The organism is Mesorhizobium sp. YC-39 (genome assembly GCF_025753795.1).
GTDB lineage: Bacteria > Pseudomonadota > Alphaproteobacteria > Rhizobiales > Rhizobiaceae > Mesorhizobium.
Genome location: NZ_JAOWPS010000004.1, coordinates 198752 through 211862, shown reverse-complemented (window position 1 = coordinate 211862; position 13111 = coordinate 198752). Strand labels below are relative to the sequence as shown.

Here is a 13111-nt window from a genome sequence, read left to right as displayed (position 1 = left end):
GTTCACAACCACTTCAGCAGAACCATCATCAAAATGAGGTAGCGGCCGACTTTTGCTATCGTGACGATGGCCAGAAAGCTCCAGAACGGCTCTTTCAACACTCCGGCAGCGAGCGTCAACGGATCGCCTATCACGGGCATCCAGCTGGCCAGCAATGACCACCGCCCGAAACGCCGGTACCAGTTGGCGGCTGAACTAAGGCGGGCGGGTGTAACAGGGAACCAGGGATAAGACTGGAATCGGAGCAGGCCTCGGCCCAACGCCCAATTGATCACCGACCCCAGGACGTTGCCTGCCGAGGCAACGGCCAAGAGCGCCCAAGGCTCATAGGTGCCGCGCAGCGACAGAGCCACCAGCACCCCTTCAGACTGGGCAGGCAGAATGGTTGCTGCGATCAACCCGCTCAGAAACAATCCTGCATAAGCAGCAAATCCGTCCAAGTGCTGGTTATCGCGGCTCACCTGGCGCTGGTTTCGGCGAATCAGCGGCGCTGGCGACGAGCAAGCGAGCCGAGTCTTTCATTTCAAATTCCCCTCTGGATGCGCACGGCACTTACCTTGATGGTTCCTGTCGCTGGAAGGTCAAGTGCAAAACGCCTACATCCGCTCGATCCGAAATTGCCACGGCATGTTGACCTTCCAGTAGCCGGAAGGTCTATGTCCTCCGACAAAGGAGATTTTCACCATGAACATCGGCATCGCTTCCGAAAAATCAGGCTTGCCGTCCAAGACCATACGCTACTACGAGGACATCGGCCTTCTAAGCCCGGCCCGGACGGACAACGGCTATCGCGATTATTCGCCGGCCGATATCCACCGCCTGCGATTCCTGCAGCGCTCGCGCAGCCTGGGGTTTTCGGTCGACGAGTGCCGCCAATTGCTGTCGCTCTATCGCGACAAGGATCGCGAGAGCGCCGACGTAAAGGCCATCGCGCAAGCCAAGCTGGTGGAGATCGACCGGAAGATCGCCGAGCTCATTGGATTGCGCGGCCTGCTGCATCATCTGGTCGAACACTGCCATGGCGATGAGCGGCCGGATTGCCCGATCATCGACGAATTGGCAGGACAGGACACGGCCCAGTGAGGCTGGCTTTTGCAGCGGCAGGGCTGTCGCTTGCCTGCGTCTCCGCAGTGGTGGCCGCGGCCGGCTTTGACCCAATCGTCGCGACGCGCCAGTCCTCGATGAAGGAGATGGCCGCCGCCGCGAAAACGATCGCCGGGATGTTCGACGGCAGGCTGGCCTACGACGCCGCGGCCTTCAAGGCGGCGGCCAAGACCATCCGCGACCGCACCGGCCCTGCCCTGATCGCGGAATTCCCCAGCGCGACATTGGGTGCGCCTTCGGGTGCCCGGCTGGAAATTGACCAGGCCCGTCCGGAATTCGAGGCGCTGGCCCGTCACATGGGGACGCTGGCAAGCGCCCTGGCCGCCAAGGCCGAGCGGGCGCCCGCCAACATCACCGACGACATGAGGATGGGTTCCGGCCCGGCGATGGACGGCGGCAGCCTGCTTGGCAAGCGGCCGGCGGCGGAAGCCGATCCTGCCAGGCTTCCCGCCGAACATCTCTTGCACCTCATCTTGCAGGATTGCTCAAACTGTCATTCGAAGTTTCGGCAAAAAGTCCTGTGATCGCCGAGCCGAGCACATTTTGATCATTCGCAGTTCCAAGCTAATGCCCCGGCCCGATGCCCAATTCGCTGCGGCGCCAGGCGGCCGGCGAGATCCCCACCGAGCGCTTGAACTCTCGCCCGAAATGATAGACGTCGCAGAAGCCACAGGCCTCGGCGATCTCGGCCAGGGGCTGGTCGCTTTGCACCAGTAGCGACTGCGCCTGCATCAGCCGCTCGCGCATCAGCCACTGGTGCGGACTTGTGCGTAGATGCTTCTGGAACAGCCGCCGGATTTGCGACGGGCCAAGGCCGGTAACAGTAGACAGGTCCGGCGCGCTCCAGGCGAATCCGGGTTCGCCGCGCATGGCGTCCACCGCTGCGGCCAGTGCCTTCGGCAGATCGTCGGTGCCCGTGCCGGCCAGCGCGCGGTCGACCAAAAGCACGAATTCGGCGACCAGCTGGTTGAGCCGCAGGTCGAGACTGGCGTCGCGCCGCCGCAACGCGGCGAACAGCCGCTCGAACCACGGCACTGGGCTAATGGCTTCCGTGAACACGGCCCGCAAGGTCCCCTCGCCGAACAGCTTGCGGCGCAGGATCGCCGGGTCCGGCCCGTCGAGCCTGAACCAGAGCAGGCTCCACGGATCGTGCTCGTCGGCGGCATGAATATGCGGTGCCTCGTTCGCCATCCATACCAATTGACCCGGGCGTACCTCCAGCCGCTGCCCCAGCGTCTCAACCACGCCGCGGCCGGACAGGCAATAGAGTATGTCCTGGCCAGGATAGGCCGCGCGTTCTATCCGGTAATCCGGCGCCGCTGCGACTTTGCCGGCACGCAGCACGCTGAACGCCGTGCGGGTCCATCCTGCGGCTGGCACATAGTGGAAACTCTCGATAACAGACGTTCTTGCCCTCATGCGCGTTTTATACAAAAACTGCGCTATGCTGTCCATTTTGTTCCCGGTCTGGCGCCGCTATGGTCGCTCTCAAGAGGCAGGCGAGGTCGGCATTCATCGGCTGGAAATCTCGCCTTCCGGGCTTCAAGGCGCACCGCGCCAGTGACGGCCCGTTCGCGAAGACCAGGGAGGCAAGACGATGCTCGCGATGACCAAGGCTGAAAAGGAACGCTACGCCAGCGACGGATACATCATTCGCCAGGGGCTGCTGGCCACGGCGGAGGTGGACGACTTCCGCGACCACGCCCGCAGGCAGTTGGAGGCGGAGAGCAGGATCGGCGCGGTCATGGCCAAGGGCGACAAGGAGGGCAAGACCACGCTTCTGAAGATGTGGACCAAGGCCGAGGACGACAAATACGGGCTGCTCGCACGCGATGAGCGCATGGTCGACCTCGCCGAGGACGCCGTCGGCAAGCCGATCTACCTCTACAGCCACAAGATGACGATGAAGCAGCCCAACGAGGGCGGCGCCTGGGAATGGCATCAGGATTTCGGCTACTGGTACAATTACGGCTGCCTCGCACCGGAGATGATGAGCATCTATGTCGCGCTCGACAAGGCGACCCGCGAGAATGGCTGCCTGCAGGTGCTCAAGGGTTCGCACAAGCTCGGTCGCCTCAACCATATCCGCGAGAACGACCAGACCAATGTCGAGCAGGAGCATCTGGAAGCCGCGCTGAAGCGCTACGAGCATATCTATGTCGAGATGGAAGCCGGCGACGCGCTGATCTTCGATGGCAATCTGCTGCATCGCTCCGACGCCAACCGCTCCGATACCTATCGCTGGGGCTATATCTGCTCCTACAACGCCATCGAGAACGCGCCGTTCAAGAAGGTGCGCGAATACGGAAACTACGACGAATTGCGCAAGGTGCCGGCCGGTTCCTTCCGCAAGGCGTCCTGAGACCAAAGAAAGGCGCGGGCGATCACGCCCCGCACCTGACCGTGATCCCTGACCTTCGGGACGGAAAAAGATCAGGTCGAACAAAGAGATAGGGCCGCATCCTGAATCTGTTCGGGATGATCAGGCTCTCATGCATCGACCCGTGCGCGAGCTCAGCCCAGGTCGATGAGGGAAGAATGGGAGAAGCGTGGCGGAGCCGGTCGCGACCGGCATCTCGCCGCACGCAGGGAGGATGCTGTATGGCCGATGCGGTCAGGACCGGCGCGCGCGCGCCAGCCACGGACCGATTGACGTTGGCGCGGCTGTTGCGGGCGCGCGAGGCGGGCGTGTTCATCGCGCTGCTCGCGCTGTGCCTGTTTTTGTCGTTCGCCACTGACGGGTTCCTGACATCGCTCAACCTGCTCAATGTCGGTCGCCAGATCTCCCTGCTCGGGATCATGGCGGTCGGCATGACATTCGTGCTGATCGCCGGAGAGGTCGACCTGTCGGTCGGCTCGTCCTATGCTTTCTCTGGCCTCGCCACCGGCATGCTGATCATCGCCGGCTGGGCGCTGCTGCCGGCGATCGGCGTGGGCCTCGCCACTGGCGTCGCTATTGGCCTTATCAACGGCGTGCTCTCCACCTATGGCCGCTTGCCCTCGCTGATCGCGACGCTCGGCATGCTCTCCATCGTACGCGGTGCCGCCCTCATCCTGACCAACGGCCAGCCGGTGACAGTGAACGCCCGCAACGGCGCCCTGCCAGAGGTCCTGCAGTCGTTCGACTACATGGGTCAGGGCTATCTGTTCACCATCATCCCGATGCAGCTCGTCTTTTTCGTCATCATCGCCGCACTTGCCTGGGTGGTGCTGTCCTTCTCCAATTTCGGCTTCCGCGTTTACGCCGTCGGCGGCAGCGCCAAGGCGGCGCGCGTTTCCGGCATCTCTGTCAACTCCGTCAAGATCTGCGCTTTCGTGCTGATGGGGTTGCTGGCGGCCTTCGCCGGCATTTTGAGCATGGCCTTCCTGCCGAGCGGCCAGGCCGGACGCACCGGGGTCGGGCTGGAGCTCGACGTCATCGCTGCCACCATCGTCGGCGGCGCTTCGCTGTCGGGCGGCGAAGGCACGATCCTCGGCACCATCTTCGGCGTGCTGATCATCGGCGTCATGCGCAACGGCCTGGTGCTGATGGGCGTGTCGCCCTTCGTCCAGGAACTGATGATCGGTCTGGTCATCATCATAGCGGTCGGCATCGACAAATGGAGCACGCGCCGCACGAGCTGAAAGCAGAGCAACCAACAGGTCAAATCAAGGGCCAAACAAGGGAGGACTATCCATGAAATTCAGACACGTCATTCTCGCAGCCGCACTCAGCCTGCTGCCGCTGTCGGCCCATGCCGACGCCAAACTCGCCGATTTCGCGCTGGCCGATCGCATCAAGGCCAAGATCGCCGCCGGCCAGCCGCTCGACATCTATGTCTCCTACCACGACGTCTCCAACGAATTCGCGCCGTTCATGAAGACCGGCGTCGAGCGCGCCGCCAAGGAGGACAAGGTCAGTGCCCAGTTCATCGGTCCCGTCGGCGCCGATGCCGACGGCCAGATCAGCGAGATCGAAACGCTGATGGGCAAGATGGACGGCCTGGCGATCTCCTCGGTCTCGACCGATGCGCTGGCGCCGCTGATCGACCGCGTCATCGCCGCCGGCATCCCGGTCGTAACCTTCAACACCGACAATCCAGAGAGCAAGCGCCTCGCCTTCGCCGGCCAGGATCTCGTCCAATCCGGCCGCGAGGCCGGCAAGCTGATGGCCAAGGTGCTGGGCGGCAAGGGCAAGGTGATGATCACCACGATCGACGCCGCCGCCCAATGGTCGCTCGATCGTGAAAAGGGCGCGCGCGAAGCGCTCAAGGCCGAGCCCGGCATCGAGGTGGTCTCCACGCTCAACACCGGCACCGACCCGCAGAAGATCTATTCGGCGATCGAAAACGCCATGCTGGCCAATCCGGCGATATCGGGCGTGCTGTCGCTCGAATGCTGCTCGACGCCGGCCGCTGGCACCTGGGTCGAACGCAACAAGGCGGCCGACAAGGTCAAGGTGGTCGGCTTCGATCTGCTCGACCAGACGGTGCAGCTCGTCCAGGACGGCAATGTCCAGGCGACGATCGACCAGGCACCCGAGAAGCAGGGCTTTGCCGCGGTCGACCTGATCGTCCAGTTCCTGAAGGGTCAGCCGATCGAAAATCTCGACACCGGCGTCGGCGTCTACACCAAGGAAAACATCGCCGAGGTCGCCAAGAAGTAACATGCCAGCGTAACGGGGCTGCCGGCCACCGAGGCCGGCAGCTCTTCGTTCAGCCAGCCCCATGACCAAGCAACAGACGCCTGCCCCCATCGTCGAAATCTCCGGCCTGACCAAGCGGTTTCCCGGCGTCCTGGCGCTCGACCGTATTTCCGTCGACTTCCGTCCCGGCGAAGTGCATGCCGTCATCGGCGAGAACGGCGCCGGCAAATCGACCTTGATGAACATCCTTGCCGGCGATCTGCAGCCGGACGGCGGTGATATCCGCATCGACGGCAGGCAAGCCACCATCCCCTCGCCGCTGGCCAGCCGGGCCGCCGGCATCACCGTCGTCTATCAGGAACTGGCGCTCTGCCCGACGCTGACCATCGCCGACAACATCATGATGTCGGACATGGCGGCGCGCTCGGCCGTGTCGATGGTGCCTCGCGAGGCGATGCGACGCGAGGCGCGCGCCGCCTTGTCCCGCCTCGGCATGGGCAAGCTCGATCCCGACACCAGGGTCGGCCGGCTTTCCGTCGCCGAGATGCAGCTGGTCGAAATCGCCGGCGCCATCCGCCAGCGCGCCCGCGTGCTCGTGCTAGACGAACCCAATTCCGCGCTTTCCAAACGTGAGAGCGAGCGGCTGTTCGACATTATCCGGCAATTGCGCAGCGAGGGTGTCACCGTCATCTATGTCTCGCATCATCTGAAGGAAGTGCTCGACCTTGCCGACCGCATCACGGTGATGCGCGACGGGCGTACCATCGAGACGCTGGACAATGACGGCCTGTCGGAAGACCGGCTGATCCGCGCCATGGTCGGTCGCGATCTCAACACGGCGGCGCAGTGGTCGCTACAGCCTGAGGCGCGGTCGGATGGCGCACCGATAGTGCTGTCCGTCGAGACGCTGACCGCACCGGGCCTCGATGGCTTGACCTTTCACGCACGGGCCGGCGAAATCCTCGGCATTGGTGGTCTGCCGGATTCCGGCAAGGACACGCTTGGCGAGGCCCTGTTCGGCCTGTGCGGCCGTAGCGGCCGCATCACCATCGACGACAAGGAATTGCGCGCCGCCGATCCGCACGCCTCCATCCGCAACGGCATGGCCCTGGTGCCGGCGGACCGGCGCGGCGCCGGCGCGCTGTTGGCGATGAGCGTCGCCAACAATGTCGTCTCGGCCTCGCTGCCGCGCTTTTCGCTTGCCGGCTTCATGCGGCGCGGCGCGGTCCGCAGCGAAGCCCGCGCACAGGTCGCTCGGCTCGACGCGCGCATTTCACATCTTGGCCAGAAACTGGCGACATTGTCCGGCGGCAACCAGCAGAAGATCATCCTCGGGCGCAGCCTCGTCACCAGTCCGCGCGTGCTAATCCTGCACGAGCCGACGCGCGGCGTCGATGTCGGCGCCAAGGCCGAGATATACGCCATCCTGCGCGGCATTGCCGGCGAAGGCGTGGCGGTGGTCATGATCTCATCGGAGATTCCGGAATTGATCATGAACGCCGAACGCGTTCTGGTGCTGCGCAACGGCCGGATCTCGGGTGAACTGACCGGCTCCGGCATCAACGAAGAAGCGATCCTGGCGCGCGCCATGGCGTCCTAACGAGGCCCTGAACGAGGCATTGATGACCACCAGACCCCAGATCACCCCCAAGATCACAATCGTCGGCAGTTTCGCGGTAGGGCTGACCATGCGGGCACCCAAGCTGCCGATCTTCGGCGAGACGATGCTCGGCACCGATTTCGACATGGGACCGGGCGGCAAGGGCTCCAACCAGGCCGTCGCCACGGCAAGGCTGGGCGCCGCCTCTTCGCTGGTCGCCATCATCGGCACCGACAAGCTGGCCGGCATCGCCACCGACCTTTATGCCGCCGAGGGCGTGGATTCGAGCCTGGTCACGACGCGTGCGGAGCGCGCCACCGGCGTCGGCTTCATCATCCTCAACGACAAGGGCGAGAACTTCATCATCCTCGACATGGGCGCCAACGAGTTGATGGACGCTGCCACCGTCGACACTGCGGACCGGCGCATTGCTGAAAGCGATGTCGTTATGACCGTGCTCGAAGTGCCGATCGCTGCCGCCGCCCGCGCCATGGAGCTCGGCCGCAAGCATGGCGCCCGCACCATCCTCAATCCAGCACCGGCACGCCAGCTTCCCAACACGATTTTCGCCTCGGTCGACTATCTGACCCCAAACGAGAGCGAATTGCGCATCCTGCTCGGCCTGCCGGCCGACGATCCGCGCTCCTCGCGCGAGCTCGCCGGTGAGTTGCGCCGCCGCGGCGTCCGCAATGTCGTGGTGACGCTCGGCCGCAGCGGCGCGCTGATCCTGACCGACGAACTCGATGTGATGGTGCCGGCGGTGCCGGTGAGCGTAGTCGACACGACCGGCGCCGGCGACGCGTTCAATTCGGGCTTCGCGGTGGCGCTCGCCGAAGGCCGCGACATCGTCGAGGCGGTCCGCTTCGGCGTCGTCTGCGGCGCGATCGCATGCACCGAGCTCGGCGTCATTCCCGGCCTGCCCCAGCGGGCCAAGGCCGACGCGCTCTACGCCCAGGCAATGAAGACAACATGGAAGGAAACGACATGAACCGAAACCGGCTGCTCAATGCCGAACTGGCGCACGCCATCGCCTCGATGGGCCATGGCGACCTGATGATCGTCTGCGATGCCGGCTTTCCGATCCCCTCGACCGCCTGGCGCATCGACCTCGCCATCTCGCCCGACGTGCCGGACCTGGAGACCGTGCTGGCGCCGATCGCCGCCAGTTTCATCGCCGAGCGCGTCGGCTATGCCGACACGCTGCCGGTGCACAATGCGCCGTTGTTGGCCAAGCTGAAGCGGCTGTTCCCCGACGCCGATTTCGAGACGACCAAGCACGAGACCATCCTCGGCGAGATGGCGGCGAAGGCCAAGGTCATCGTGCGCACCGGCGCCTTCGATCCGTGGGGCAACATCCTGCTTTATTCGGGCGTTGACGTGCCAGCCTGGTTCTCCAAGCCGGGTGTCGTGGCGCCGGATTACTACGCCAGGAAGCTGAAAGGCTGAGATGCCGCGGATCTTCGATTTCGGCGGCCGCGAGGTCGAGCGCAGCGTAACCGTCGCAGGTCTGCGCGCACTCAAGGGAACCGGTCGGCATGCCGCCCAGGTGACGGCGGAGACGGCGGACGAGGCGGCGGCCGCGGAGGCAGCCGGCGTCGAGATGGTCGTCTGCCGCGCCGCCAATGTCTTGCGCGTGCGCGAGGGTTCGCGCCGCGTTTTCGTCACCGCTGCCCTCGGCTTCGCCGACGCCGTCACCGGCGACGAGATCCTGCGCACCGCCTTCAGCGCCATCACCTCGGGTGCCGATGCGGTGATCACCGGGCGCGGCCATGACAGCGTGCGGCTCCTCGCCAATGAACAGATTCCAGTGATGGGGCATCTCGGCTTCGTGCCGCGAAAATCCACCTGGGTCGGCGGCATCAGGGCGGTCGGCAAGACCTCGGCCGAGGCGCTTGAATTGTGGGACCGCTTCCGACGGCTCGAGGATGCCGGCGCCTTCGCCGTCGAATGCGAGATCATCGCGGCCGAGGTGATGGCCGAGATCAACCGCCGCACGTCGCTCGTCACCGTCTCGCTCGGCTCGGGCACTGAGGCGGACGTCATCTTCCTGTTCACCTCCGACATTTGCGGCGAGAGCGCCCGCCTGCCACGTCACGCGCGGACCTGGGGCAATCTGGCCGCCTTGCACCAAGCCGTCAGGGACGCGCGGGTCGAGGCGCTGTCGGGCTTTCGCAAGGAGGTCGCCGGCGGCAGTTATCCCAACGACGCCGAAGTCGCCGGCATTACTGAGGCGGAGCTCGAGGAGTTTCGCAAAGCAATCGCTTCAGTCAAAAGCTAACGCTCGACTGACCAATCTCCGACGTTGGCGCTGCCCCTCATTGCCCTGCCGGGCATTTCTCCCCGTAAACGGGGAGAAAGAAGCTGGCCGCAACCTTGGCACCCTTTCTGCAATGCTGGAGATTGGCGAAAGCCTTAGCGACAGCGCACTTCTCCCCGTCACTATACGGGGAGAAGTGCCCGGCAGGGCGATGAGGGGCAGCGCAAATCTGAATCGGTTGCGCTCAGTAAAACTTGATAATTTCTATCATGAAATATATCAAGGCCGGGAGATCATGCCATTACAGGGAAACGGAAGTGGCCTTTGCTCCACGCATGGAAAGTCGCATTCAGGGTTTTTCAGTCATAGGCGGCCTGAAAGGGCATGTCTGGGACGGCGTCGTCGCCGACCTCTGGGACGTCTCGTGCGGGGACAAAGCGGAGGGCTATTATGTGTCTCCCGACCCCCGCCTCTTTGTCACGCTGAAGGTCGACGGCGACGGCGCCTTTTTCGTCGAGGGAGCGCGGGGTGAACGGCGCCGTCACGATCGGGCATTTTCCATGGCCTACATACCGGCAGGCGTGCCGATCAAGGGTCGGGTCGAGGGGTTGCGCCGTATCAAGCATCTCGATCTGCATTTCGACGAGGCGGCGCTGACACGCCGTTTCGGCGGCAGCCTGGATCGCGAGGCCTTGCATGTGTCGCGCTTCCAGTTTTGCGACGACCGGATCGCAGCACTCGCCGGCCTGATCGCGATCGAATGCGACAGCGGCCTGCCGATGCACGATCTCTATGGCGAAGGCCTGCTGAACGCATTGTTCGCCGGGCTTTTTGAGATCGGTCGACCGGACGGACAACGGCGCCGCGCCCCGCTCTCCCGCCGCAAGTTGCGCCTTGTCACCGACTATATCGACGCGCATTGCCTAGGCAAGATTCGCCTCGCCGATCTCGCAGGGCTGACCGGCCTATCGGAAACCGCCACAAGCCACGCCTTCAAGGCGGCCACCGGCGTGCCGCCGCACCGTTGGCAAATGCAGGCGCGGGTCAGGAAAATCCAGGCCATGATGGCGCACGACCACGCTTCGCTCAGTGATATCGCCGAAGCCGCCGGCTTTTTCGATCAGGCGCATCTGACGCGGGTGTTCAAATCCATCGTTGGATTGACGCCGGGCGCGTGGATGGCCGCCCACCGGCGCCAATGACATTCCCCGCAGCATGAAGTCGCGATGTCCGCCTTTTGGACAAAAACCGACAAACCGCGCAAATCCATCCAATGATCCGCTAATAAGTTGAGGTAAACAGTCAGGTATATGCGTTTCGAGAACCTGGGGTTTGCCTTATGAACAGAATCTGCCGGATGAAGCTGCTTTTGGCAGGCGCGGCCATCGCCATGATCCCGCCCGCGACCGCGTTCGCGCAGGATGCGCAGAACACCACCCAGCTCGAACCCGTGGTGGTCGAGGGCGATGCCGGCGACAGCGCGACCGGACCGGTCGACGGCGTCGTCGCCAAGAAGACCAGAACCGGCTCCAAGACCGCGACCGAGCTCAAGGAAATCCCGCAATCCGTCTCGGTGATCGGTCGGCAGGAGATTGACGATCAGGGCGCCCAGAAGGCCGACGAGGCGCTGCGATACACCGCCGGCGTCTTCACCCAGCCCTTCGGTCCCGACAGCGACACCAACTGGATGTTCATCCGCGGCTTCCAGGCGACGGCCACCGGCATCTACATGGATGGGCTGCAACTGTTCAGCTACGGCTTCGGCGGCTTCTATGTCGATTCCTTCGGGCTCGAACGCATCGAAGTGCTGAAGGGCCCGGCCTCCGTGCTTTATGGCGGCAGCAATCCGGGCGGCATCATCAACTATGTCAGCAAGCGTCCCGACGGCAGGCAGCGCTATGTCGAGACCGGCGTCAATGACGCCGGCAATGTCTATCTCGGCTTCGATATTGGCGACGTCGCCAGCGACGGCGTGGTCAGCTATCGCGTCAACGGCCGCGTCGCCGGTGGCGATACCTACAGCGACCTGCAGGATGGCTGGCGCGGCATCATCTCGCCCAGCATCACCTGGCAGCCCGACGATCAGACCAGGCTGACGGTGCTCGCCAATTTCAGCCACATTGACGAGAACCACAATGGCGGCAGCTTCCTGCCCTACGAAGGGACCGTCGTCGACAGGATTGTCGGCGGCGTGAATTATGGCCGCATCGACCGCGACGCCAATTTCACCGAACCGTCCATCGACCTCTACGAGCGCGAGCAGGGATCCCTCGGTTATGAGTTCGAGCACACCTTCGACAATGACTGGACCGTTCGTTCCAACGCCCGCTTCACCACCGCCGATATCAAGGAGGTCAGCGTCTACCCGAACGGCTGGTCGACCATCGGAGGTCCCACCGACCTGGCCCGTATAAATTTCGACCACGACACCCAGGCGAAAACCTTCCTCCTGGACAACCAGATCGAGGGCAAGGTGGTGACCGGCCCGATCGAACATACGATCCTCGCCGGCCTGGACTTCAAATATTACAATATCGACCAGGTGCAGTCGTCCGGCCTCTACGATCCAAACTATGACAATCCAATCGATGCCTTCCACCCCGTCTACGGCTCGCCGTTGACGCCGCGTGTCAGCTACCTCAACCAGGACCTGACGCAAAAACAACTCGGCTTTTACGCCCAGGACCAGCTCCGTTTCGGCGATGGCTGGCTGGTGACGCTAAACGGCCGCTACGACCGGGGCTGGCTCAGCGCCGACAACGGCCCGACCTACTACTCGGCGAACTCCAGTTCGCAGAGCAGCACCGTTGGCGATTTCTCCGGCCGCGCCGGCCTGGCCTATGAATTCGCCAACGGCGTCGTCCCCTACGCCAGCATCGCCACCTTCTTCAATCCAATCATCGGAACCGACGCCAATGGCGACCTGTTCAAGCCGGAGGAAGGCGTGCAGTACGAGGTTGGCGTCAAATATGTGCCGACCTTCATCGATGGCCTGTTCACCTTGTCGCTCTTCGACCTGACGCGTCAGAACGTGCCCTCGAACGTCACTCTCTTCACGCAGATGCAGACCGGCGAGGTGCGCTCGCGCGGCGTCGAGCTCGAAGGCAAGGTCAACGTCACCGAGGACTTCCGGGTGACAGGCGCTTTCACCGCTTACGATATCGATATCACCAAGGACGAGGACCGCGACCTGATCGGCAAGACGCCCTTCATCGTGCCCGAAGTGATGGCCTCGGCGTCGGTCGACTACACGTTCCGTGGCGATTGGTATGACGGCATATCGATCGGCGCCGGCGTGCGCTACATCGGCTCCTCATGGGCCGACAACGAGAACACATCGAGGGTGCCGGCCGTCACCTTGGCCGATCTGAAGCTCGGCTATGAGAAGGAGAATTGGGGCGTCGACCTGAACATCACCAATCTCTTCGACAAGACCTATGTGGCGAGTTGCCAGACACTTTTAACCTGCTCCTACGGAGAAGGCCGGTCATTCAAGCTGAAGGCCCATACGACTTGGTAGTTATGT

13 protein-coding genes are annotated in these 13111 nt (G+C 63.6%); 11 read left to right on the top strand and 2 right to left on the bottom strand.

All coding sequences use genetic code 11. From position 1 onward, the window contains the following. Window positions 1-2: 2 nt before the first annotated feature. Complete coding sequence (locus OHD62_RS22355; protein WP_263787184.1) at window positions 3-440, bottom strand: YqaA family protein; 438 nt, start codon at window positions 438-440, stop codon at window positions 3-5. A 244-nt stretch (window positions 441-684) separates the two neighbouring features. Here OHD62_RS22355 and cueR point away from each other — a divergent pair, with 244 nt between their 5' ends. Then, a complete protein-coding gene (gene cueR, locus OHD62_RS22350; protein WP_263787183.1) occupies window positions 685-1083 on the top strand; it encodes a Cu(I)-responsive transcriptional regulator in 399 nt (132 codons plus the stop codon). Beyond that, window positions 1080-1628: a cytochrome c gene (locus OHD62_RS22345; RefSeq protein ID WP_263787181.1), complete on the top strand. Its 549-nt coding sequence runs from the start codon at window positions 1080-1082 to the stop codon at window positions 1626-1628. Before cueR ends, OHD62_RS22345 begins: the two co-directional genes overlap by 4 nt. Before the next feature lie 40 nt (window positions 1629-1668). Here the strand turns inward: OHD62_RS22345 and OHD62_RS22340 are convergent, their stop codons facing one another. After that, the gene (locus OHD62_RS22340; protein ID WP_263787180.1) at window positions 1669-2523 is read right to left on the bottom strand and encodes a helix-turn-helix domain-containing protein; all 855 of its coding nucleotides are present in this window, start codon (window positions 2521-2523) and stop codon (window positions 1669-1671) included. A 178-nt stretch (window positions 2524-2701) separates the two neighbouring features. Here OHD62_RS22340 and OHD62_RS22335 point away from each other — a divergent pair, with 178 nt between their 5' ends. The 9 genes from OHD62_RS22335 to OHD62_RS22295 all read left to right on the top strand — a co-directional run bounded on the left by OHD62_RS22335 (window position 2702) and on the right by OHD62_RS22295 (window position 13105). Continuing rightward, window positions 2702-3466 (top strand): phytanoyl-CoA dioxygenase family protein, encoded by a 765-nt coding sequence (locus OHD62_RS22335; RefSeq protein WP_263787178.1) that lies wholly within the window; start codon window positions 2702-2704, stop codon window positions 3464-3466. Window positions 3467-3705: 239 nt separating this feature from the next. Next, a complete protein-coding gene (locus tag OHD62_RS22330) occupies window positions 3706-4728 on the top strand; it encodes an ABC transporter permease (RefSeq protein WP_263787176.1) in 1023 nt (340 codons plus the stop codon). 52 nt (window positions 4729-4780) lie between these two features. After that, the gene (locus OHD62_RS22325; protein WP_263787174.1) at window positions 4781-5749 is read left to right on the top strand and encodes a sugar ABC transporter substrate-binding protein; all 969 of its coding nucleotides are present in this window, start codon (window positions 4781-4783) and stop codon (window positions 5747-5749) included. 61 nt (window positions 5750-5810) lie between these two features. Next, window positions 5811-7328 carry a sugar ABC transporter ATP-binding protein gene (locus OHD62_RS22320; protein ID WP_263787172.1) on the top strand — a complete coding sequence of 506 codons (1518 nt, stop codon included), beginning with the start codon at window positions 5811-5813 and terminating at the stop codon, window positions 7326-7328. Window positions 7329-7350: 22 nt separating this feature from the next. Next, window positions 7351-8316 carry a ribokinase gene (locus OHD62_RS22315; RefSeq protein WP_263787170.1) on the top strand — a complete coding sequence of 322 codons (966 nt, stop codon included), beginning with the start codon at window positions 7351-7353 and terminating at the stop codon, window positions 8314-8316. Beyond that, the gene (rbsD, locus tag OHD62_RS22310) at window positions 8313-8774 is read left to right on the top strand and encodes a D-ribose pyranase (protein ID WP_263787168.1); all 462 of its coding nucleotides are present in this window, start codon (window positions 8313-8315) and stop codon (window positions 8772-8774) included. Before OHD62_RS22315 ends, rbsD begins: the two co-directional genes overlap by 4 nt. A gap of 1 nt (window position 8775) precedes the next feature. Beyond that, window positions 8776-9606 (top strand): 3-methyl-2-oxobutanoate hydroxymethyltransferase, encoded by an 831-nt coding sequence (locus OHD62_RS22305; RefSeq protein ID WP_263787167.1) that lies wholly within the window; start codon window positions 8776-8778, stop codon window positions 9604-9606. A 296-nt stretch (window positions 9607-9902) separates the two neighbouring features. Further along, the gene (locus OHD62_RS22300; RefSeq protein ID WP_263787164.1) at window positions 9903-10787 is read left to right on the top strand and encodes a helix-turn-helix domain-containing protein; all 885 of its coding nucleotides are present in this window, start codon (window positions 9903-9905) and stop codon (window positions 10785-10787) included. Window positions 10788-10924: 137 nt separating this feature from the next. Then, a complete protein-coding gene (locus tag OHD62_RS22295) occupies window positions 10925-13105 on the top strand; it encodes a TonB-dependent siderophore receptor (protein ID WP_263787162.1) in 2181 nt (726 codons plus the stop codon). Window positions 13106-13111 lie beyond the last annotated feature (6 nt).

Bases quoted from the DNA above. Each gene is read 5' to 3' on its own strand.
- OHD62_RS22315 (WP_263787170.1), top strand. From the start codon at position 7,351: ATGACCACCAGACCCCAGATCACCCCCAAGATCACAATCGTCGGCAGT.
- OHD62_RS22340 (WP_263787180.1), bottom strand. From the start codon at position 2,523: ATGAGGGCAAGAACGTCTGTTATCGAGAGTTTCCACTATGTGCCAGCC.
- OHD62_RS22330 (WP_263787176.1), top strand. From the start codon at position 3,706: ATGGCCGATGCGGTCAGGACCGGCGCGCGCGCGCCAGCCACGGACCGA.
- OHD62_RS22305 (WP_263787167.1), top strand. From the start codon at position 8,776: ATGCCGCGGATCTTCGATTTCGGCGGCCGCGAGGTCGAGCGCAGCGTA.
- rbsD (WP_263787168.1), top strand. From the start codon at position 8,313: ATGAACCGAAACCGGCTGCTCAATGCCGAACTGGCGCACGCCATCGCC.
- OHD62_RS22325 (WP_263787174.1), top strand. From the start codon at position 4,781: ATGAAATTCAGACACGTCATTCTCGCAGCCGCACTCAGCCTGCTGCCG.
- cueR (WP_263787183.1), top strand. From the start codon at position 685: ATGAACATCGGCATCGCTTCCGAAAAATCAGGCTTGCCGTCCAAGACC.
- OHD62_RS22335 (WP_263787178.1), top strand. From the start codon at position 2,702: ATGCTCGCGATGACCAAGGCTGAAAAGGAACGCTACGCCAGCGACGGA.
- OHD62_RS22320 (WP_263787172.1), top strand. From the start codon at position 5,811: ATGACCAAGCAACAGACGCCTGCCCCCATCGTCGAAATCTCCGGCCTG.
- OHD62_RS22295 (WP_263787162.1), top strand. From the start codon at position 10,925: ATGAACAGAATCTGCCGGATGAAGCTGCTTTTGGCAGGCGCGGCCATC.